Genomic DNA, 23,684 nt, shown 5'->3' with positions numbered 1-23,684 from the left:
TCAGTTTCCCGCCACGTCGACAATCCAGGTGTCTTTGCTGCCACCGCCCTGGGACGAATTCACTACCAGTGAGCCTTTCGTCAGTGCCACGCGGGTCAGGCCGCCGGTGGTGACGAAAGTTGACTCCCCTGAAAGAATAAAGGGTCGAAGATCGACGTGGCGAGACTCCATGCCATGGTCTATCAATGTCGGCGAAGTGGACAACGCCAGTGTTGGTTGCGCCATGTAGTTTCGCGGGTCAGCCTTGATCAGTTCAGCGAATTTTTTACGTTCTTTTTTGCTGACATGTGGGCCGATCATCATGCCGTAGCCACCCGACTCATTGGCCGGTTTTACTACCAGTTTATCAAGGTTATCGAGCACATAGTTGCGATCGTCCTCAAACATGCAAAGATAGCTGGGAACATTGGGCAGCAGCGCCTCCTGGTCCAGATAGTATTTGATGATCTTGGGGACGAACGCGTACACCACTTTGTCGTCGGCTACACCAGCACCCGGTGCATTGGCCAGTGCCACGTTGCCCTTGCGCCATGCGCGCATCAGGCCGCGGCAACCCAGAGTCGATTCCGGATTAAACACCTCCGGGTCCAGAAACATGTCGTCAACGCGGCGGTAAATGACATCCACCCGGGCCAGACCGTCCACCATGCGCATGTACACGCAGTCATCGTCGCCCACCACCAGGTCCGAGCCTTCGACCAGTTGCACGCCCATCTGTTGGGCGAGATAGGCGTGTTCGTAATAGGCGGAATTGTAGATGCCGGGTGTCAGAATCACGATGGACGGGTCATCGCCGGGTCGTGGCGACATCGATGCGAGCATCTCGTAGAGTTGGGAAGTGTAGTCGTCTACCGGCTGAATCTGGCCGGAAGCAAACAGCTCGGGCAATACCCGTTTGGTGACGTTGCGATTTTCCAGCATGTACGACACGCCGGACGGTACCCGTAAATTGTCTTCCAGCACGTAGAGCGTGCCATCGTTGTCGCGGACCAGGTCAGAGCCACAAATATGCGCCCAGATATTATGCGGGGTTTTGATGCCGACACACTGAGGCCGGAAGTTTACCGAGTGTTGCAGTAGCTCTTTGGGGAAAATGCCGTCCTTGATGATTTTCTGATCGTGATAAAGATCATCAATGAACATGTTAAGCGCCTGCACCCGTTGCTTCAGGCCGGCCTCGGTTTTCTGCCACTCTTTAAGAGGAATGATACGGGGCACAATATCAAACGGCCAGGCGCGGTCAATCATTGTGCCTTCGGTGTAAACGGTAAAGGTAATGCCCATTAGCTGGATGGCGACTTCGGCGGCAGTTTTGTGTTCCTGCAACTCACGGGAATCGAGGTTTGCCAGATACTGGCACAAGAGCTCGGCTTCAGGGCGGGGTTTGCCGTCGGCCGCAATCAGTTCATCGTAGAAGCCGGTAGCTTTATATTCTTCCCAATTGATGTTGCTCATTCACCCTCATTGTTGCTCAGTGTCTTGATCAGTGTGAACCCGTTGAAGCAATCTGTATACCAGGTTTAACCGCAACTGCGGTGGAGAGTCGGCCATGAGTTCTATCTTTTCACGGCTTGCGCAGGCTGACAACAGTTTGGTCATAAAATTATCATACCTTGCTTTTGGCACAGGCGTTGCTATTCTCTTGGGTATACTTCATTCGAAGATGAGCCTCTCATGACCATCCGTGTAGCATTGAAACATTCCACCCGGTACGACTTTGACCGACCCATTGAAGTCGGGCCGCACCAGATACGCCTGAAACCGGCGCCACATTGTCGCACGCCGATAGATGCCTACAGTTTGAAGATCTCCGGTGGTGAGTACTTTCTCAACTGGCAGCAGGACCCGTTTGGCAACCATATAGCGCGCCTGGTGTTCCCGGAGAAACTGTCAAGTCTGCACATTGAGGTTGAACTGGTCGCTCCCATGACCGTCGTCAACCCGTTTGATTTCTTTGTTGAAGAGTATGCAGAGCACTTCCCGTTTAACTATACGCCAGTGCTGCAAAAGGAACTGGCACCCTATCTTGAAAGCAGCCAGAAGTGGCCACTGCTGGACAAGTGGCTAAGCAGCGTAAAACGCGAGAAAACCGATATAACGGGATTCTTGGTGGGCCTGAACCAGCGCCTGGCGCAGGACATCGAATACCTGATTCGTATGGAGCCGGGGGTGCAGTCACCTCAGGAAACACTGGCGCTGGCGCGCGGGTCATGCCGCGACTCTACCTGGCTATTGGTTCACATCCTGCGTCGCCTGGGCCTGGCGTCACGTTTTGTGTCGGGCTATCTGGTGCAGCTGACAGCCGATGTTAAAGCGTTGGACGGCCCGTCAGGCACCGACAGGGACTTTACCGATCTTCATGCCTGGTGCGAAGTGTTCATCCCCGGGGCCGGCTGGATCGGCCTGGACCCGACGTCGGGGCTGTTCGCGGGCGAAGGGCATTTGCCGCTGGCGGCGACACCTGACCCTGCCGGTGCTGCGCCCATTACCGGCGCCACCGAGCCGACCGAGGTCGAGTTTGATTTCGAGATGAGTGTGACGCGAGTGCATGAAGATCCGCGTGTCACCAGGCCTTATACGCAGGCACAATGGTCTGCCATTGATGCGCTGGGACAGGACGTCGATGCACAACTGAAAGCGCTGGACGTGCGGCTGACCATGGGCGGTGAGCCCACCTTTGTGTCAATCGATGATATGGACGCACCAGAATGGACCATCGCGGCGCAGGGGCCAACCAAGCGCAAGCTGTCTGAGCAGTTGATGCGACGCCTGCGACCACACTACGCACCAAACTCGTTGCTGCAGTACCAGCAGGGCAAGTGGTATCCGGGCGAGGTACTGCCACGCTGGGCACTCGCCTGTTACTGGCGCCGTGATGGCAAACCGATGTGGCGCGATGATCAGTGGCTGGCTGACATCGATAAAGACTATGGTTATGGTGAAAAAGAGGCCAGGGGCTTTGCCAACGCCCTGGTTACCTCACTCAAAGTTCCCAGTCGTTTTCTGATCCCCTGTTATGAAGATGCGTATTACTACCTGTGGCTGGAACAACAGCAACCTGCCGACCTGGATCTGCATGCCGAAGACCTGAGTAATGATCTTAACCGCGCACGTCTGTCGCGAGTACTGGAACGAGGCCTGGACAAACCGGTGGGTCTGACCCTGCCGTTGACGCGAGAAAAAGAGCGTTGGATGACCGGGCACTGGCCCGTCAAACGTGACCACCTGTTCCTTATTCCGGGTGATTCGCCAATGGGGCTGCGGCTGCCACTGTCGTCGTTGCCAATCAGGAAACGCGAAGAGATTCAGCCTCGTTCCCCGTTTGCCGAGTTGCCCGACCTGGAGGATCTGCATGCCCAGGCCGGGGAAGTGGCCCGTATGTATAATCATGTGCCGACAGAAGCAGCTGGTACGCCGGGGCACCATCATCACAGTGTTGGCCAGAACTGGCAGGAACAGCTGGTCGACAGCGCAGATGAAGGGGTTATTGGTACTGCGCTGTGTATTGAGGCGCGGGAAGGTAAATTGTTTATATTCCTGCCGCCATTGCCGTTGCTGGAGGATTACCTGAGCTTGCTGGCGGTGGTGGAACATACCGCTGCTGCTTTGCGAATGCCGGTCTGTATCGAGGGATACCCGCCGCCCTCTGACCCACGCCTCGATAAATTCATGATCACGCCGGACCCGGGCGTCATCGAAGTGAACGTCATGCCCGCTGGAACGTGGCCGGATCTGGTCAGTAATACCCGCATACTTTACGAAGAGGCCCGGCTGACTCGCCTGGGCACTGAAAAGTTCATGCTGGATGGTCGTCACACCGGCACCGGCGGTGGCAACCATGTCACGCTTGGCGGCCGCACGCCCGAGGAATCACCCTTCCTGCGCCGCCCGGACCTGTTAGCCAGCATGCTGACTTTCTGGCAGCATCATCCCAGCCTGTCGTATCTGTTCTCGGGTATGTTTATCGGCCCCACCAGTCAGGCGCCGCGTGTCGATGAAGCACGTCATGAAGCCCTGTACGAACTGGAAATCGCCCTGTCGCAGATGCCAGAGGGGGAGGTCAATGAACCCTGGCTGGTTGATCGGCTGGTACGAAACCTGCTAACCGATATTACCGGCAATACCCATCGTGCCGAATTCTGTGTCGACAAAATGTATTCTCCAGATTCAGCCACCGGTCGTCTGGGTCTGCTTGAGTTGCGCGGGTTTGAAATGCCGCCGCACCCCGAGATGAGCCTGATGCAACAGCTGCTGATTCGTGCTCTGGTCGCACGTTTTTTCAAGGAACCCTATCGCAAGCCATTGGTACGCTGGGGAACCGCACTGCACGACAAATGGATGATGCCGCATTTCATCTGGCAGGATCTGACCGATGTACTGGCAGACCTGCGTGCGCACGGTTTCGATTTTGATCCGGCCTGGTTTGCTGCCTTCCTGGAATTCCGCTTTCCGATGATCGGTGAGGTGCGCTATGAGGGTGCGCAGCTCCGGTTGCGTCAGGCCATTGAGCCGTGGCATGTGCTTGGGGAAGAGGCCAGTGGTGGCGGCACTGCGCGTTACGTGGATTCTTCAGTTGAGCGTCTGGAAGTCAAATTGAGTGACTTTAATCCATCACGCCATGTCCTGACCTGCAACGGTTACAGAGTGCCGCTGCAGGCGACGGGTGTGCCTGGCGAAGCCGTCGCGGCCGTGCGTTATCGGGCCTGGCAGCCACCGTCGGCCCTGCATCCGCGCATTAAAGTGCATGCGCCGCTGACCTTCGATCTGATCGATACCTGGCATCAACGCTCAATGGGGGGATGTACATACCATGTTGTGCATCCGGCCGGGCGCAATTATGAAACCTTTCCCGTTAATGCCAATGAGGCTGAGGCACGCCGTATGGCGAGATTCTGGGAGCACGGCCATAGCCAGGGCAGGGTAGAGCATATTGCGCAGGCACCGGGGCAGGATTATCCGCATACACTGGATCTAAGACGTGCCGGCATCGCCGCGACTGGTTTATAATTCGCCTGTCCAGAATTAGCCCAGTCCAGAATTGAACCAGAATGCGGTACACGATATGCAGCCTTCGGGCATTAACGATCCTGCCTTGAACGATCTGCTCAATGATTATCCCGGCCACGATGGTCAGGACGAACTGCTGAGCCCGAACCAGCAGCCGCGGGCTCACTGGCAGGCCTTGCTGGCGGAATTTTCGGCTATGGGGCCGGATACCCTGAGCGCCCGCAGCGAAGAAGCGCAAAGCCTGTTGCATGAAAACGGTGTCACCTTCAACCCGTATGAGGATGATCCTGGCCAGCTGCGCTCCTGGCGCCTGGATTGCCTGCCCTATGTTATCAGTGTCGACGACTGGTCCTATCTGGAGTGTGGCCTGCGTCAGCGCAGCCGGTTATTGGCGATGTTGCTTGATGATCTTTATGGCGAGCGCAAAGTTATCAATGAAGGTCTGTTGCCCCCCGAACTGGTCTACACCCATCCCGGATTTCTGTTTTCCGCTGTCGATTCGCCGTCACAGGTCGGTCGACCGCTGCTGATTTTTCATGGAACTGATGTCATTCGCGACAATGACGGGCAATGGCAGGTATTGGCGGACTGGACCCAGTCGCCGGCCGGAGTCGGATATGCACTGGAAAACCGGATCACCCTGGCAAGAGCATTGCCGGGTCTCTATCGCGATGCACCGATCAAGCGATTGGCGGGTTTTCTGCAGGCGCAGCACCGCTGCCTGGCCAGTCTTGCCAGCACGCAACGTCAGGAGCCCAACATAGTGTTGTGGACGCCGGGACCGGGCAGCCCGGGTTATTTTGAGCACGCCTGGCTCGCCAACTACATGAATTTTCCGCTGGTCGAAGGCGATGATCTGGTTGTGCGAGACGGCCAGGTTGCGGTGCGTACGCTGGGTGGTCTGCATCAGGTGGATGTGATCATGCGCCAGATCAATGACCCCTGGTGCGACCCGCTGGAACTGCGCCCCGACTCACTGCTGGGTGTACCGGGTTTGATGCAGGCTGCACGCAGCGGTCAAGTACATATTGTAAACGCTCTGGGTGCGGGCGTGCTGGAACATCCGGCGTTGGCGGCGTTTCTGCCCGCGCTGTGTCAGCGGCTGCTGGGAGAATCGCTGATGCTGCGTGGGCGTGAGGCACTATGGTGCGGCGACCAGTCTTCGCTTGATCTGGTTCGTGCCGCGATGGATGAATGGGTGCTGCGCGATATCACACGGCCGGGCAAGGTTTTTCATGTTGACCAGATGGGGCTGGAGTCTGTGGCGGCGTTGCGTTCCGACCTGCAATTGCGACCGCATCTTTTCACTGCTCAGAAACCTCTGCAGGCCGCTGTCACGCCGGGCTTCGATCCGTCCAGCAAGACAGTTGAGCGACAGACAGCAACCCTACGTTTCTTCTCCTCTATCGAAGCTGAAGACATCCATAAACCGGTCAGAGAGCATGCCTTCCGGATCATGCCCGGTGGCCTGGCCTGGGTCGGTGAACCCGGTACTGCGATGATGAAAAGTCGCGTGGTCAAGGATATCTGGGTACTGGCGTCGGCACCGCAACCACATGTCAGCATGTTACGGCAGGCGCAGGGACCGATACTGGTCACCCGGGATGGCAAGGATCTGCCCTGTCGGGTCGCCGAGAGCCTGTTCTGGATGGGGCGCTATGGTGAGCGTATGGACATCAGGGCGCGCCTGCTGCGTGAGGCGCTTGGTCGTCTGTTGCAGGAAAGTCCCCAGGAAGCGGTGGTGACGCTGCTGCCGGATCTGCTGACAGCGCTGGGCGTGGCGCCGGACGAAGATGAGCTTGAGGAAGAGCTGGCCGCCATGGGGGAGCATCCACGTTTCTCACCAGCGTACCTGCTGGCGCGTGACCGGTTGTTGACTTTGTTATCGGATCAGGCGCCCGACGGATTACCAATGGCATTCAGTCAATTTGTGCGCAATAGCCGTGCGGTGCGCGATCATCTGGGCGACGACGCCTGGCGTTCAGTCAGCAGTATTCGCCAGCGTTGCAACGCCATCGCCCGCACCAAGGGCGTGGTAACGGGGCAGCGGCTGCTGGAAGCGGTTGTGGTTGATTTGGCCGCCTTTTTCGGGTTGTGCAACGAAACCATGCCTCATCACTATGGATGGCGTTTTCTGGATATTGGTCGTTTTATCGAGCGCGTGCTGGGCACATTGCAACTACTGAAACTGGCTTTATTGACCGCCAATCAGCCGGGTATCCCATTGTGGGAAGTGGTTCTGGCGACTACCGACAACTTCACCGTCTACCGTCGGCGTTATCGTTCACAATTGCACCCCTCAGCCATTCTGGACTTGTTGCTGTTTGATGAGACCAATCCACGTTCTGTCGGGTATATGCTCAAGCGACTGGGACGGCAGGTGGCACGTTTACCGGCAATGGCGGAGAGCAGTTCCTATCGAAATCTGGAGAACCGGCTGATCATTCAGGCGACCAGTACTCTGCATCTGGTCGATATTGACAGCCTTGCTGATATTGAGCATTCGGCCGAAGCGCGTGACATTCTGATGGCTCTGCTGGATGAGTTGATTGAGCCTATGGCCGAATTATCCAATGCGGTTTCACACAGTCATTTCAGCCATGTCGAAGCGTCCCGGCAACTGGTCACCATGGAGCTGACCAACAAATGAGATATAAGTTAAGACATCTGACGCGTTATGAGTACAGTGGGCCGGCCACTCTCAGTCACAATGAGGCGCGAATTCTGCCGCGTCAACTGCCCTGGCAGACCTGTAATAATACACAACTGACGATTAGTCCGAATCCTGTCGGATTGACTGAACGTCAGGATTTTTTTGGTAATCGGGTAGCGTATTTTGCTATTGAGGTGGTCCACAACAGCCTTGAGGTTGTCGTTACCAGCGAGGTTGAAACCCTGCCGAGGCCAGCCCAGGATATTTTCTCCGGTACCTCGTGGGAAGACGCAGCGGCAGAAATGAGCTGTGCGCCAGGGTATGGCAACAGGGACAGTATTGCAGCCAGGTTATATGGTCTGGACTCGCCTTTTGTCTCGCAGCAACCGGCGTTGCTGGACTATGCCAGACCTAGTTTTGCGCGCGGCAGATTGTTGCTTGATGCCCTGCTTGAGCTGAACCGGCGCATTTTTGACGAATTCAGTTACGATGAAGATTCGACAACACTGGCAACGCCGCTGTCCGAAGTGCTGGAGAGCAGGCGAGGTGTCTGTCAGGATTTTGCACACCTGCTGATAGGCTGTCTGCGCTCCATGGGGCTGGCTGCACGTTACGTCAGCGGTTACATGGAAACATCGCCACCACCCGGGCAGGAGAAACTGCTGGGTGCTGATGCCACGCATGCCTGGGTTGCGGTTTTTATTCCCGGCTGGGGGTGGCAGGAAGTTGATCCCACCAATGGCTGTGTGCCCGACGAACGCTACATTGTCCTCGGCTGGGGGCGTGACTTTTCTGATGTGACGCCGTTAAAAGGCGTCATGAGCGGTGGGGGAGAGCATAAACTCACCGTGGCGGTTGACGTTACTCCGTTAGCAGAAGCGCCGGCTGAGCGCGCGCTACTGTAACGCCAACGTCGATTACTGTTCCACTGTATACGTCAGGTCTATGCTCTGGCTTTGTCCGGAAGTCGCCTGCAGCTTGACCCGATCATTGACAGTGTAGTCGATCTCCAGACTGTTTTCGGTTTCAAACAGGCCGACCGCATAGCGAATGAAAATCCGCGGCGTAATATACTTGCCCAGCATCAGGCTGCTGTCGTTAACATCACCTCGGCTATTAATGGCAAACGTATCCAGGCCAAGCTGGCTTTGTATCTGATTGGTGATGCCTTGACCCTGATTGATACCCAGTGATGTAACTGCGCCCACCAGCGCGTTGCCTTCCTGTTCAGACCCGATTTCGGCGATCGGACGGCCCGTGATCATGACGGCAAGAATATCGCCATCGGGCAGCGCTGGTGTTGAGAACAGGCTGCTGCGGATATTGCGAATGGTGCCGTTCATTTGTACACCCACCCGCATGTTCTCCACGGTTCGCACGGCACGGATGTCAATGGCAGGGTTGTCATAGCTTCCCATGAACAACAGCTTACCGCGCTCTATGTTGAGCGTACGACCGTATATCTCGAAGCTGCCGTCTGCTACCTCCAGCTCACCATAGGTCAGTGGTGTGGCGCTGGGGCGTTGATCGATATCAAGCTGCCCGGTGAGGCGGGCATTGAGGCCGAATCCTGAAATATTGACCGAGTCGCCCAGAATTAGCTGGATATTGCCTGAAAGCGGAATATCGGAAAGTATGCCGCGATTGACCTGCGCCGCGTTGCGAACGTCACTGTCTTCTTCGGTTGCTACGATCACGGTGTCACTGGAAACATCGACAGCACTTTCCGGAAGCGTGGTGATTCGGGCGTCGACGGTGGGGATCAACAAACGACCATTTACGTCAATGCCTTCCATGCTGGCCGTCGCGCGCAGGTCGGGACTGATTGCTGCTGAAAGCTCAGGCAGATCGGCGACAACAAAATCGCTGCCCGCCAGTTGCAGGGTCATGCGGCGTTCTTCACTGAGCGGTTGCAGGATTTCGCTGTTGAATTCCATTGAGCCACTACCGGATTCGGCATACCCGTTGAGTACAAATCTTTCGGAATTGTCGCTGCTCAGCGAAATTTCAACGGACTGCATGTTCAGCCCCAGTGCCGGCAACTGGAAATCGGCACCACTCAACAGGATGTCACTGCCAATAATGGGTTGTTCGAGCGTGCCGTCGACATTGAGGCGCCCTTCCAGAGTGCCGGTCACGTTGGCCAGCTGTGGCGCCAGTGCTTCAACCCAGCCCAGATCATCAAAGTCGAGACGAACATTACCGTTTAGCCCGCGGCTTTCAGTCATGCGGATATTGGCATCTGCCGAGCCACGCATTGCCGCAGCGGTGCTGTCTGGGTCATTCTGTACAAAACGCAGCTGACTGCTTAGTTGCCATTCGCGGGCCTGTTGGGTAGCGTCCAGAGAAATATTGGACCAGACAAAATGCGTGATCGCGGGTTCGGGCAATTCTCCTTCCACGATGTCATCGGCTGACGGTTCAGATTGCAGGTAAAGATTGCCATTTTCGCTGAGAGTCTGAACGCTGATGTCGAGACCGTTGAGGTCCGAAATATCACCGGCCGCGGTTGCCTGCAGTGACAGGTAGCCCTGAAGTGCCATGTCGGGCGGCAACGTAAAGGGTAACCGAACGTCGGCGGTGGCGTTGTTGTCGGCGTGGAAGTCTGAGTCGGTGAGGTTGGCAATATTCTGTTCCGACTGCACATGATTCAATGCCGTCAGCGGGTAGTTCTGCAGATCGATGCGAGCATCAAGTTGCGAGCCTTCGCTCAGCCCGGCCTCAATGCAGACACGGGTATCGCCCATACTCCAACACAACGGATTGAGCGTGACCTGGTCGGCGGCCAGCGCCAGTTCGGCTGCCTGGGTCTGTTGCCACAGGCCGTAATCAGAATCTATTTCACTGCTCAGCAGGCGGCCCTGCCAGCCCCCATTGGCAAGACTGCCGTCAGCATTGAGGCGCAGATTTACCAGAGAGCTGTTCATTCTGAGCAGAAGGTTGTGAGCGTCGGGCTGGCCACGCAGGCGCAGAAGTACGTCGCTAATGGTTTCCGTGTTTTCGCCCACGGGTACCTGGATGTTACCGGTGGTCAGTTCGATTTCATTCATGCCGCCGCGATTCTGGCCAGTCATGTTGAGTTCTGGAATGCTGAATTCGCCAAATACGATGTTATTGGCAATCAGGTCGAGATCAATCGCGGGCTCATTGAGTGTGCCGGTAACGATTGCATCTGCGCGAAGGCGTCCCTCCAGGTCCGGATACAGAACGCTCAGCGTGGGGGCATCAATTGTGGCGTCAGCATTGATCTGGTTGTCGGCATTGAGCGAGGCGGTCAGCGTCAGTTGATTTTCGCCGGTTTGCAGGGCAAACGAATCAACCGTCCAGTTAGCGCCGTCATAATCGAAGCCAGCGCTTCCAGTCAGTGGATAATCATTGACCGTGGCTCGCAGATCATCGCTATTGAAGGCCAGAGCCATTTGCCCGGCTTCGCCTGAGGCGCTGGCAGCCGCCTGCGTGAATGTGACCTGGCCGTTGGACCTCAGGTCCTGGATCACCATGCTCTCTGGTAATCCAGGAATATAGTTGCCCGGCGCGGGTTCGTCCAATTCATAGTTCAAATCGACTGCGATACCGTCACTCCAGTTCACATCGCCCACCAATGCCAGCAGCCCGCTGGCAGTGCGCATGGCCAGTTCGTCAATTTGTAACTGACTGCCGCGTAATGCTGCACGCAGGTTCAGGTCTGTCTCCAGAACAAAGTCCTCAGCCAGTTCGATGTCCAGACGGGCTGCGGCAAAAAGTCCCAGGTCGTCGGGTGTACCCTGGGTACGCAGCGTTAACGCCTGTACTGTAAACGCTTCCATGCCCGGACCGGGCAGCGTCTGAGTGCCCAGTGTGTGTTCCAGATCGACTTGCAGGTCGAGCGAATCACTGCGGGCATTGAGCAGACGGGCCAGTCCAAGCTGGACTTCACCGCGGGATTCGGCATCGGTCAGTCCTGACAGTTCATGCTCAATCTGCAACCGGTCCAGATCACCGTCAACTGACAGATGCCCGTTCGGCGCAGCGGTGCCTTCCAGCAGGCTGTTATCCAGCTGCCAGTCGACGGTGCCGTTCAGCGCATAAGGTGATTGCAGTTCTACTTCAAGCTCCGCCGTCAGGGTAACGGGCTCGGCATCCAGAGACAGTTGCTGAATATTTAGCGTGTGACCCTGCAACGACACATTTAACCCCAGCGAGCTGATGGTGTAGCTGAAATCGTCGTAGTTTATTGTCGCGCCATCCAGGCGGGCATTGGACAGGCGCACTGAGATTGGCAGCGGCAGTATCGGTTCGAGCACATCGTCCAGAACCAGGGGAGGTCCTGCCGGCGCATCGGGATCACTGTGCCAGTCCACCTGAACGCCAGCTATGCGTAGCGATTGCAGATGGAACTCACCGTCCATTAGTGTCATTGGGTTCCAGCGGCTATGCAGTTGCTCGACACGTACCAGGTTGTCGCCGCTGCGATAGCTGACTCCATACAGGTCGATGCCGCGCAGGAAAGTGCCTTCGGCGTTTTCGTAACGAAAATCGGGCACCAGGCCGGTTGCCTGTGCCAGCAGCCATTGGCTGCCGCTGTGTGTGCCCAGTGCTGCACTGATCGCGCTAAGGGTAATCAACACCAGCAGGGAAATGCCTGCCAGGCCGGTTAGCAGCCAGCGCAGGGCGCGTCGCGGCGATTGCTCGTGCGTCGATGTGTCCTGGCTGGTTGTCATAGATCCGGCCCCATGGTGATGTGCAGGCGAAAGCCACCATCATCCAGGCTGCGTGCGACGTCGACACGAATCGGACCAATAGGCGATCGCCAGCGTGCGCCAACACCCACACTGTCTTTAAGTTTCATATCATCGAAATCGGCAAATGAGTTACCTGTGTCGTAAAATACCGCCGCATGCCAGCCTGCGACCACAGGGATGTCATATTCGACGCTGCCGACCAACAGGTGTTTGCCGCCGACGACATCGCCGTCACTGTTGGTGGCACCGAGTTCGCCAAATTGATAGCCGCGAACACTTTTATCACCGCCGGCAAAAAATCGTACAGACAGCGGCAGCTCAAGTACCTCGTCGGCAATGGTTGTGGCGGCCTCACCACGGAGCAGGACACGACCGGGCCCGATGCTGTGAATCAGTTTGGCGCTGCCGTAAAGCTGGGCAAACGTTATATCGGACAGCAGGTTTTCCTCAGCACCGCTGATCTGGCCGAAAAGGCGCCAGCCCTGTGTCGGATAAATGGGATCGTCGGCACGGGTCCGCGCCCAATTGATGCCGGTGATGGTGGAATTGACCTGCTGTCGGTCTTCACCGGTACTCGCCTCAACCTCGGTCAGTTCTGAGCGTTCAGTCTGGTAGTTAACAAAGACATTCTGTACCCAGTTGTCCCACACCACCGATCGCCAGGTGACGCCGGCCCGGTAGGTATTGGTGATATAGGTGTCGGTTTCCAGACGCTGGAAGCCACTGGACAGGCGCAGGCTGTCATTGACCGGGTCTTTCAGCGGTATGACATAACTGATGCTGGGGTCCTGTTGCTGGGTAGATATGCCTAGTTCCGCATTGAGACGATGACCACGTCTGTTAATAAAACGGTCTTCGTATTCCAGCCTTAAACGGGGACCGATGTCGGTACTTACGCCAACACCTGCAGAATATGAGCGTCGCGCACGGGTCTGCAGATCAATGGTGACCGGTACCCTGTCGTCTACCGCCTGTGACAACTGAGGGGTGACGGCAATTTCGCTAAAATACTGACTGTCGTTCAGGTTATCGCGCAGCTCAATCAGAGCATCACTGGAGTAATTGCTGCCTTCTTCAAAGGTCAGAAATCGAGACACGAAGGAGCTGGACAGGCCGTCCAGTGGGCTGATGCGAATACGGCCAAAACGAAAACGCTCACCCGGATCAAACGCCAGATCGATATCGGCCCGGTTACGCGGCAGATCAATCGCCAGTTGCGCGCGTGTGAAGCGCGCCGAGAAGAAGCCATTGTCGATGGCCTCGGCGCTCAGGCGCGATTTCAATTGTTCGTAGTCGCTGTGCACAAGCCGTTGACCACTTTGGATGCCCACTTCCTCCACAACGTCGGAGAACAGGTCATTAAATCGCTGATCACTGAAGGTGATATCGATATCGCCTATTCGCACAGGCTCGCCGGGCTCGACGTTGATGACGACTGTCCAGCATTGGTCAGGATTGGTTTCGCCGGTGCCGGGACCAGCGGCGGGTGTTATGTTGATATCGTGACTGGCACGGTAATACCCCAGCGCCTGCGCAGCCCGCTCTACATCGCGGCGTATGGTTGGCAGCAGCCTGTTGAGCCGGCGTTGACCGCTGTCACAGCGTGCCTCGGGAGAGCCGACATGAACGCGAATATTGTTGGTGAGGGTCTCATCGGCGCCGCTGACCACGACATTGGGGGCTGCCGACTGCGCACGGGCGATGCCTGCAAACAGGGCGATGCAGAGCAGAGCGATGGTCGCGGCCCCGGGCGCAAGACTGGTGACTACATTGATTACTGCTTTGTTCAAAACCTTTCTCGAAGCTCTGTGGCTATATATGAAGCACTGCGGCTGTGTATCCTGGGGTTTCTCTGTATTCTGGTACTCGTGGCAGCAGGTTTACGCTGACCAAAAAGACTAACATTGAGCCCGTTCCGAACTGAACAGCTTACCGTGATTTGGCGCTACAAACCAGTTGGCACCAGTTCGCCTGATTCTAAGCTGTAGGGTATACTGCCTTCTATCCCCTTGTGCGTGATACGTATGGCGGACCGCTTTCGGATCTTAAGGAGGAAGTCGCATGACCAAAGACAAATCCATGGCTGATACCCGCAGAAACCTTTCGATAGGTCAGAAGTCTTTTGAGTACTTTAGCCTGCCGGCACTAACGGAAGCCGGCTACGGCAGTGTTGAGCAGTTGCCGGTGACGCTGAAGATACTGCTGGAGAACCTGTTGCGCCATGTCGATCAGGGCTTTGCCACTGAAAATGACATAAAAACGCTGTTGGCATGGCCCAAGACCCGTTCATCTGATCACGAAATTGCCTTTATGCCAGCGCGAGTGCTGATGCAGGACTTTACTGGTGTTCCTGCGGTAGTTGACCTGGCTGCGATGCGCGACGCTGTGGCGAAGAAAGGCGGCGATCCCGACCGGGTGAATCCGGTCAATCCGGTCGATCTGGTGATTGATCATTCCGTGATGGTGGACAGATTCGCCAGTGACAGCGCCTACGCAGAAAATGTTCGTATCGAGATGGAACGAAACCGCGAGCGCTATGAATTCCTGCGATGGGGGCAGAAAGCCTTTGATAACTTTCGTGTTGTGCCGCCGGGCACGGGCATCTGCCATCAGGTCAATCTGGAGTTTCTGGCACGATGTGTCTGGTCAAACGAGAGCAATGGCAAATGCCAGGCGTACCCGGATACACTGGTAGGCACCGATAGCCATACCACCATGGTGAACGGCCTGGCAGTGCTGGGCTGGGGCGTCGGCGGCATCGAGGCCGAGGCGGCCATGCTGGGCCAGCCATTGACCATGCGTATTCCCGAAGTGGTTGGCGTCTGCCTGGACGGTCATCTCAAAGAAGGTGTCACGGCGACAGATCTGGTGCTGACAGTGGCGGAAATGCTGCGTAAACATGGCGTTGTTGGCAAATTTGTTGAATTCTACGGAGCCGGGCTTGATGACCTGACGCTCGCCGACAGAGCGACAATCGCCAATATGTCGCCAGAATATGGCGCTACAGCAACGTTTTTTGCCGTAGATGATGAAACTCTGCGCTATCTGGAATTGACCGGTCGCGACGAAGAAACCATTGCCCTGACCGAGCAATACAGCAAAGCCCAGGGGCTGTGGCGTAGCAATAAACCCACAGCTGTTTACAGCAGCGAGGTAAAACTGGATCTGAGCACCGTGGAACCCTGTCTGGCGGGCCCGCATCGACCTCAGGATCGAGTACCCCTGCCCAAGCTGGGTGAAGCAACACGTGCACAATTCCCGGATGACAATAAAAAGTCGGCGCCTGTGAGCGGCGAAGACTGGTCGCTGAGTGACGGCGCAGTGGTCATTGCCGCGATCACCTCCTGCACCAATACCTCAAACCCGGCTGTGATGATGGCTGCCGGTCTGCTGGCGGAAAAGGCGCTGGCATTGGGTCTGAAAGTGAAACCATGGGTGAAAACCTCACTGGCGCCCGGTTCCAAGGTGGTCACGCACTATCTGGAGAAAGCCGGTTTGCAGGATGCCCTGGATGAGCTGGGCTTTCACCTGGTCGGTTATGGTTGCACCACCTGTATCGGCAATTCCGGACCGCTACCCCCGGCGATTGAGGAGGCTGTCGACAAAGGCAAGCTGACGGTGTCGTCAGTGCTGTCCGGCAATCGCAATTTTGAAGGTCGCATCCATCCTCGCGTGCGTGCAAACTGGCTGGCATCCCCACCGCTGGTGGTCGCCTATGCGTTGGCAGGTACCACCGATATCGACCTGAGTAGCGAGCCTCTGGGCACCAGTAAGGATGGCAAAGACATCTATCTGCGTGACCTCTGGCCTGATACCCAGTCCATTGCCAAAGCCGTGGCCACCGTCAGTCGCGACATGTTCGCCAAAGACTATGCCGATGTGTTCAGTGGCAACGAGGACTGGAATGCGATGCCGACAGCAGAAGGGGCGACCTACCAGTGGAATGATGATTCGACCTACATTCAGAATCCGCCATTTTTCTCCCCTGACCTGTTACCCGAGGGCGGAGACATTACCGGATGCAGAATTCTGGCGCTGCTGGGCGACTCGGTAACCACCGATCACATCTCACCGGCCGGCGCCATCGGCACCCAGACACCCGCCGGCAGATATCTGTTGGATAAAGGCATTAACAAGGAAGACTTCAACTCCTACGGTTCGCGCCGGGGTAATCATGAAGTCATGATGCGTGGCACCTTTGCCAACGTCCGTATTCGCAATGAGATGCTCAAGGATGTTGAAGGCGGGGTCACCTGTCTGATGCCTGAAGGCGAACAAATGAGCATTTATGACGCGGCGATGAAGTATCAGGAACACAACACGCCGCTGGTTGTCCTTGCCGGTAAGGAATACGGAACCGGGTCAAGCCGGGACTGGGCCGCCAAAGGCACCCGGTTGCTCGGCGTTCACGCGGTTGTGGCGGAGAGTTTTGAGCGTATTCACCGCTCCAACCTGGCAGGCATGGGGGTATTGCCATTGCAGTTCCCCGACAATGTAAACCGCAAAACTCTGGGGATTGATGGTAGCGAAACCATTGACCTTGAAGGTCTGGAAAAAATATCCACGGGTATGACAGTGACCATGGTGGTAAAGAGCAAGGACAAGTCGGAGCAACGTGTCGATCTGCTGTGCCGCCTTGATACTGCTGAAGAGGTGCACTACTACAACAGTGGCGGCATCATGCCATTTGTTGCCGAAAAACTGATGTCCTGAGTCGGGGGGTAATATGAGAACCGAACACGACAGCCTGGGTCAGGTGGAACTGACCGATGATGTGCTTTGGGGCGCGCAGACTCAGCGCTCCCTGCACAACTTCAGGATAGGGCGGGACCGCTTTTCCATCGAATTCATTCACGCGTTTGCGCTGGTAAAAAAAGCGGCTGCCCAGGCCAATCATGCGTTGGGGAAAATGCCGGACAGGCATGCGGAACTGATTGCCAGTGCGTGTGATGAAATCCTTCAGGGGCGCCATGACGATCAGTTTCCGCTGTCGGTATGGCAAACCGGCAGTGGCACACAAACCAACATGAATCTGAATGAAGTGATTGCCAATCGCGGTAATGAGCTGGCTGGCTTTGATCGCGGTAGCTACGAGCTTCTGCACCCCAACGATCATGTCAACATGTCACAGTCGTCCAACGACGTATTTCCGACCACCATGCATGTGGTCACGGCACAGGCCGTCCATGGCCTGCTGCAGACGCTGGGCACTTTGATTGAATGCATTGACGCCAGGGTTGCTGACTTCGAAGATGTACTCAAGAGTGGTCGTACTCATATGATGGATGCGACACCCATAACCCTGGGACAGGAATTCTCCGCCTTCAGTGCGCAACTGGTGTTTTCCCGGGATCAGTTGTTGGCGGCGTTGCCGTCAGTGCAGCAACTGGCCCTGGGAGGCAGCGCGGTCGGCACCGGGCTGAATACGCATCCGGACTGGTCTAGAACCGTGGTGGAGCGGATAAGCGCCCTGACCGGCACGGCCTTCACCCCGGCGGGCAACAAATTCATGGCGCTGGCCGGCCATGAAGCGCTGGTGGATCTGCATGGCCGGCTCAATACCCTGGCGTCCGCCCTGTTCAAGATAGCCAATGATATTCGGCTGATGAACAGCGGGCCCCGTTGCGGTCTGGCAGAGCTTCGGATTCCCGCCAATGAACCGGGCAGTTCGATCATGCCTGGCAAAGTTAATCCGACTCAGGCAGAAGCATTGACCATGGTCTGCGTGCGCGTCATGGGTAATCAGACCACCGTTGGTGTGGCAGGCAGTCAGGGGCATTTTCAGTTGAATGTGTTTAAACCGGTCATCATACATACAGTGCTGGAGTCGATTGGTCTGTTGAACGACGCCATGGCCAGTTTTGAAGAGCACTGTCTGCGCGGACTGGAAGCGAACCGGGAGCAATTGCAGGCCAACGTGTCGCGCTCACTGATGCTGGTGACGGCACTCAGTCCGGCGATAGGGTATGAGCAGGCGGCGAAGGCGGCAAAATTTGCCGACGACAAGCAACTCAGCCTGCGTGAAGCGGTGCTCGAACTGGCACTGATGAGCGCAGACGAATTTGATGAACAGGTTGATCCCCGGCAGATGCTGGCGCCACACGAGTGACCCTGACATGTCTGGATCGAAACCAGCAACACGCATCGTAGACAGCAATTTGATCACGAGGTGAACATGAGCAAAATCAGTAGCATTAATCCGTATACAGGCAAGACGCTGTCGACCTACGACACATTCGACATGACCCACCTGGACTCGGTGCTGGAAAGTATTGAAGACACTCAGCAAAGCTGGCAACAGACCAGCCTTCAGTCTCGGTCGCAGGCGCTTAATGACCTGGCGGCGCAATTACGCAAACAGCAAACCCAGCTCGCCACACTGGCGACTGAGGAAATGGGTAAAACCCTGGCCAGCGCAAAGGCCGAGGTCGAGAAGTGCGCATGGGCATGCGACTACTATGCAGAGCAGGGCCCGGCCATGCTGGTTGACGAACACCTGCCGGAGGATGACGATAACGATGATGATCTTCAGCGCTTTGTGTCGTATCAGCCGTTGGGAGTGGTGCTGGCTATCATGCCGTGGAATTTTCCCTACTGGCAGGTGTTCAGGTTCCTGGCGCCGGCGCTGATGGCCGGTAACGCAGCGGTGCTGAAACACGCGTCCAATGTGCCTGGCTGTGCTCTTGCCATTGAACAGTTGTTGATTGACGCGGGACTTCCTGAGAATCTGATGCGGACCCTACTGGTGCCCAGTGACAAGGCTGCAGCGCTGATCGAGCATCCCGTAGTCAAGGCGGTTACGTTTACCGGCAGTACCGATGCAGGCCGAAAAATTGCTGCCGGGGCTGGCAAGGCCCTGAAGAAGACCGTGCTCGAACTGGGCGGTAGTGATGCCTATGTGGTGCTGGAAGATGCCGATATAGAGCTGGCGGTGGAAAAATGTGTCACCAGCCGCCTGTTGAACAACGGTCAAAGCTGCATCGCCGCCAAACGATTCATCGTGCACACAGCGCGTTATGGGGAATTTGCCGAGAAAATGACAGCCGCCATGATAAAGAAACAAATGGGTGATCCCCTGGCTGAAGACACCGATGTGGGACCGCAGGCACGTGAAGATCTGTGCAAAGATCTGGCCGCGCAGGTGTCTGAGAGCGTGCGCCTGGGTGCCGTGTTGATGTGTGGGGGAGAACAGAATAAAACGTTTTACTCGCCCACCGTGTTGGGGGAGGTGCGTCCCGGCATGCCTGCCTTTGACGAAGAATTATTTGGCCCGGTTGCCGCGCTGATTCGCGCCCGCAGCGACGACGAGGCTGTCAGCCTGGCCAATAAAAGTGTGTTCGGCCTGGGGGCAGCGGTGTTCTCCCGTGATCATGAGCGAGCTAAAAAGATAGCGACCGAGCAACTTCAGGCTGGCGCGTGCGCCGTCAACGATTTTGTAAAATCCGACCCCCGCATGCCCTTCGGTGGCGTCAAAAATTCCGGTTATGGCCGTGAGCTAGGCCGTTTTGGTATCCACGAATTCGTCAATATTAAATCGATAGTGGTCAATCGTGATGGGGGCAGCGCAGAGTGAGCCTGGCTGACTATCAGCAGCGCGTCAAAACCCTCTCTGACCAACTGATCGAACTGCAGCGGCCCATACGAATTCTGGATGCCATAAAGTGGCCTGCGACCGCGCAGGCACAGTTTCTTGCCAGCAATGGCAGTAAATTGCCAGACGTGGATCAGGCATACTACCATCGTATCAAGCTGGATTTTGACCCGATGGTGCTGCGTGACCGTTTTTTGATGTTGCGTCGGGAGGTGCAGCGCACGCTGGGCCGCAAGGATGGTCTGGGTGGTATCCTGACGGACACCATCGACCAGTATCTGTTGGTTATCGAATTGTTGCGGACACGTGGCACGGTCGATTTTGGTCGCCACAGCCGTGCTCTGTATGGCTCGGCACGGGATCACCTGCGTGGCGACCGCAAGTCATTGCGGCAGTTGGGTGAGAAGCTTTGTGAAATTTTTTCCCTGCCCGCTGCTGAACATTTATCCCGACCTTACAGTAATCATATTTCAGCGCCGGCGGCGGTGGAAATACTGCAACAGCGCCTGGGTAATTATTTTCAGCCCGGTGATATCCGGGTTATTCTGAGTGACGGTATTGTTTCCGACGCCGCTGCCGGTGGTGATTACATCAAGATAAATCAGGATTCAGAGTTCACCGAGTTCGATCTGCAGGTTCTGGAAGTACATGAAGGCTGGGTGCATGTTGGCACCACGCTGAACGGACGCAAGCAGCCCTGGGCCAGTTGGCTCAGTGTTGGGTCGCCACGAGTGACGGCATGTCAGGAGGGGCTGGCAGTGTTGATGGAAACACTGACATTCAGTTCCTACCCGCGTCGGGCGCTGAAAGTCAGCGACCGCGTCGTGGCCGTTGACATGGCCGAGCAGGGCGCTGATTTTGTTGAGGTCTATCGCTTCTTTACTGAGCGTGGCATGGCCGCGAAAGACGCATACAAGATTACCCAACGGGTATTCCGGGGGGGGACTGTGCGTGGCGGTTCGGTATTTACCAAAGATCTGTCTTATCTGCGTGGTTTCGTGGAAAATGTAAACTTTATCCGAAGCGCCATTCAGTCAGGTGTGCCGGAGATCCTGCCCATGCTGTTTGTCGGCAAAGTGACACTGGACGATATTCCAACCTTGTACCAGCATTACCTTGAAGGAACCATCAGTGGGCCCCATTATATCCCTGCGATGTTTCGTGATTTGAACGGTCTTTATGTTTGGTTCGGGTTTGCCAGTGGTATCTCCGTGATAAACATGGCGCGGGTGCAAAAGCACTTCCACTCCCTGTTTAAGGATATGCCAAAGGTAGCCCCCCTTTACGATAAAGTAATTGATACGGCAGTAGTCTGAGGAATTGTAAATGAAGCGAATCGCGCTGTTTTTGATGACCAACCTGGCCATCGTATTGGTGCTGAGTCTGGTTCTGCGTTTATTGGGAGTTGAGCGTATTCTGGACGAAAGCGGCAGTGGTCTGGACCTGAATGCGTTGCTTATATTTTCCGCGGTGATCGGTTTTGGCGGTTCCTTTATCTCACTGGCCATGTCCAAATGGATTGCCAAGCGCTCTACCAATGCCCAGGTCATTACCCAGCCTGGCAATGCCACAGAGCAGTGGTTGTTAAGCACAGTGGCGGATCAGGCCAAACGAGCCGGTATAGGCATGCCGGAAGTCGCCATTTTCCCGTCCCCGGATGTGAACGCATTCGCCACCGGCGCCAGCAAAAACAGCTCCATGGTCGCGGTCAGTTCCGGCCTGCTGGCCAAGATGACCAAACAGGAGGCTGAGGCCGTGTTGGCGCACGAGATCAGTCATGTTGCCAACGGTGACATGGTGACGCTGGCGCTGATTCAGGGCGTGGTCAATACCTTTGTCATCTTCCTGTCGCGGGTGATTGGGCATGTTGTTGACCGGGTGGTATTTAAAACCGAGCAGGGTCATGGGCCTGCGTTCTGGATAACGTCAATCGTTGCTCAACTGGTTCTGGGAATATTGGCGTCAACCATTGTCATGTGGTTTAGCCGTCAACGTGAATACCGGGCTGATGCCGGCGGTGCGGCACTGGCGGGCCGGCAGAACATGATTGCCGCGCTGGAGCGTCTGAAAGCCGGACAGCCGAATCACCTGCCTGATGAGCTGGTTGCGTTCGGTATCAACAACAAGGCGCGGGATACGTTCTCCAAGCTGTTCATGACACATCCGCCACTCACCGAGCGCATCGCACGCTTGAAAGAGGCACGCTAAGCGGATCGGCATGTGCATCGCCCGGTGATACGGGAGTCGTGACTGCTGTCCTCGTTCGAGAGTGCCTGTCGTGACTGGGTGGCACCCTCAGGGGACGCCGTGAACCCGTCCATGGGGGCTCTTATGCGGCGTCCCTGCCGCATAAGCCCCTTCAGTTGCCACCCAGCCCCGACCGGCTAGTGTTTAACGTCTCGTGCACTGGGTCCGATCCGGGCTGGGGGTGTGGCTATTTAATCCTGGTCGTCGTTATAGTTGACAGCGCGGCCGGGATTCTTGTCCCAGGCGGCCGCCCAGGCGAACGGCGGCATCTGCCGGAAGGCGTCTTTCAGACGCTGATCCCAGCTGCGTTTGACTTCGCGCAGGAACTCACTGTCCTCATCAAAACGCAGCGGTGTATCCAGGGTCAGGGTATCGGTGCGATACACCAGCATCTCGATGGGCGGGCCCACGCTCAGATTACTGCGCATGGTTGAATCCATGGAAACCAGGGCGCACAGGGCGCAGGTGTCCAGGTTCAGGTCGCGGGTGAGGATGCGATCGAGGATGGGTTTGCCGTATTTGCTCTCGCCGATCTGCAGATAGGGCGTATCGTGCGAGCTGGTGATGTGGTTGCCTTCGGGATAAACCATCATAATACGGTGTTTTTTGCCGGCAATTTGACCGCCAATGACAAAACTTGCCTCAAAGCCGGTGCCATGGGCGTCGTGTTTTTCCTGTACGGTGCGGCTGATACCGCCCAGATAGTCAGCCGCTTCACTGATGCTTTCCACAGTGAGCAGGCTCTGCATAGCGCGCTCTTTGATGTCGCGCTTGACACGGCTGATTGTGGCTTGCGTGGTGCCGAGGTTGCCGGAAGACAAAATCACGAATTGCCGCTGGCCATCGACACCAAAACGAAACATTTTGCTGTACGTACTGACCCGGTCAATGCCGGCGTTTGTGCGTGAATCAGAGCAGAACACCAGGCCTGCATCTACCGCAATAGCTACGCAATAAGTCATACTTTCCCAGATTGTTTATGCGTCGTGATCGGAGGACGTCAGGTGACGTCCTCCGATCACTGCGATCAGCTTTTAATCGTCATTCAGATCATCGGCATCGTCAGTGTATTCGTCGCTGAAACTGTCGCCTGAGAAATTTTGGTCGTCCATTTCATCAAACTGCATATCACCGTACATGCGCTTCCAGTCCAGACGCTCTTCGGTTCGACGTCGCAGTTCGGTCAAGCGTCGGCGTTGGCCATGCTTGTCCTGGGGTTCTTCATCAAACTCGGCGTCCGGCAGGAATGCGCCGGAATCAAAAAAGTCTTTTGCACTGTCGTTTAATTCGTCCCACGAATGGCTTTTCATGTGAAACCTCTCTCGTAAACTCCGGTTGCGGAATCTTTATGAGCACGTGTCCGGGCTGGATTACAGCGCCGATCACCATCCAGCAATCAGGTTATCGGCACGATAACAGATTGCATGAAGCAGGTTTTACGCCTGCCAAATTGCCCTTGTGGAGC

13 protein-coding genes are annotated in these 23,684 nt (G+C 56.2%); 8 read left to right on the top strand and 5 right to left on the bottom strand.

Annotation, left to right across the window (positions count from 1 at the left end):
• Complete coding sequence (locus PHACT_RS03895) at positions 1–1,455, bottom strand: circularly permuted type 2 ATP-grasp protein (protein ID WP_070116006.1); 1,455 nt, start codon at positions 1,453–1,455, stop codon at positions 1–3.
• A gap of 219 nt (positions 1,456–1,674) precedes the next feature.
• On the opposite strand from PHACT_RS03895, the gene PHACT_RS03890 reads away from it, so the two are divergent.
• The 3 genes from PHACT_RS03890 to PHACT_RS03880 are packed head-to-tail and all read left to right on the top strand — an operon-like array spanning position 1,675 to position 8,565.
• A complete protein-coding gene (locus PHACT_RS03890; RefSeq protein ID WP_070116005.1) occupies positions 1,675–5,007 on the top strand; it encodes a transglutaminase family protein in 3,333 nt (1,110 codons plus the stop codon).
• A 55-nt stretch (positions 5,008–5,062) separates the two neighbouring features.
• Positions 5,063–7,657 (top strand): circularly permuted type 2 ATP-grasp protein, encoded by a 2,595-nt coding sequence (locus PHACT_RS03885; RefSeq protein ID WP_070116004.1) that lies wholly within the window; start codon positions 5,063–5,065, stop codon positions 7,655–7,657.
• Complete coding sequence (locus PHACT_RS03880; RefSeq protein ID WP_070116003.1) at positions 7,654–8,565, top strand: transglutaminase family protein; 912 nt, start codon at positions 7,654–7,656, stop codon at positions 8,563–8,565. Before PHACT_RS03885 ends, PHACT_RS03880 begins: the two co-directional genes overlap by 4 nt.
• A gap of 12 nt (positions 8,566–8,577) precedes the next feature.
• On the opposite strand, the gene PHACT_RS03875 is transcribed toward PHACT_RS03880, so the two are convergent.
• Positions 8,578–12,360, bottom strand: coding sequence for a translocation/assembly module TamB domain-containing protein (locus tag PHACT_RS03875; protein ID WP_070116002.1), 3,783 nt, complete (start codon positions 12,358–12,360; stop codon positions 8,578–8,580).
• Complete coding sequence (locus tag PHACT_RS03870; protein ID WP_169819383.1) at positions 12,357–14,171, bottom strand: autotransporter assembly complex protein TamA; 1,815 nt, start codon at positions 14,169–14,171, stop codon at positions 12,357–12,359. The genes PHACT_RS03875 and PHACT_RS03870 overlap by 4 nt, the downstream gene beginning before the upstream one ends.
• A 271-nt stretch (positions 14,172–14,442) precedes the next feature.
• Here PHACT_RS03870 and acnA point away from each other — a divergent pair, with 271 nt between their 5' ends.
• From acnA to htpX, 5 genes are all read left to right on the top strand, one after another.
• Positions 14,443–17,094 carry an aconitate hydratase AcnA gene (gene acnA / locus PHACT_RS03865; protein WP_070116001.1) on the top strand — a complete coding sequence of 884 codons (2,652 nt, stop codon included), beginning with the start codon at positions 14,443–14,445 and terminating at the stop codon, positions 17,092–17,094.
• Positions 17,095–17,107: 13 nt separating this feature from the next.
• Positions 17,108–18,490 carry a class II fumarate hydratase gene (gene fumC, locus PHACT_RS03860; protein WP_070116000.1) on the top strand — a complete coding sequence of 461 codons (1,383 nt, stop codon included), beginning with the start codon at positions 17,108–17,110 and terminating at the stop codon, positions 18,488–18,490.
• 66 nt (positions 18,491–18,556) lie between these two features.
• Positions 18,557–19,954, top strand: a complete 1,398-nt coding sequence (locus PHACT_RS03855; protein WP_070115999.1) for an NAD-dependent succinate-semialdehyde dehydrogenase — start codon at positions 18,557–18,559, stop codon at positions 19,952–19,954.
• Complete coding sequence (locus tag PHACT_RS03850) at positions 19,951–21,288, top strand: flavohemoglobin expression-modulating QEGLA motif protein (protein ID WP_070115998.1); 1,338 nt, start codon at positions 19,951–19,953, stop codon at positions 21,286–21,288. The genes PHACT_RS03855 and PHACT_RS03850 overlap by 4 nt, the downstream gene beginning before the upstream one ends.
• A 10-nt stretch (positions 21,289–21,298) precedes the next feature.
• Complete coding sequence (gene htpX / locus PHACT_RS03845; protein ID WP_070115997.1) at positions 21,299–22,180, top strand: protease HtpX; 882 nt, start codon at positions 21,299–21,301, stop codon at positions 22,178–22,180.
• Positions 22,181–22,410: 230 nt separating this feature from the next.
• On the opposite strand, the gene PHACT_RS03840 is transcribed toward htpX, so the two are convergent.
• Positions 22,411–23,181, bottom strand: coding sequence for a peptidase (locus tag PHACT_RS03840; protein WP_070115996.1), 771 nt, complete (start codon positions 23,179–23,181; stop codon positions 22,411–22,413).
• 72 nt (positions 23,182–23,253) lie between these two features.
• On the bottom strand, positions 23,254–23,529 hold the full coding sequence (locus PHACT_RS03835; RefSeq protein WP_070115995.1) for a hypothetical protein: 276 nt from the start codon (positions 23,527–23,529) through the stop codon (positions 23,254–23,256).
• Between the last annotated feature and the right edge of the window lie 155 nt (positions 23,530–23,684).

Source organism: Pseudohongiella acticola, from assembly GCF_001758195.1.
Classification (GTDB): Bacteria; Pseudomonadota; Gammaproteobacteria; order Pseudomonadales; family Pseudohongiellaceae; genus Pseudohongiella; species Pseudohongiella acticola.
The sequence above is the reverse complement of the archived record's forward strand: the minus strand, read 5'-3'. Positions and strand labels throughout refer to the sequence as shown.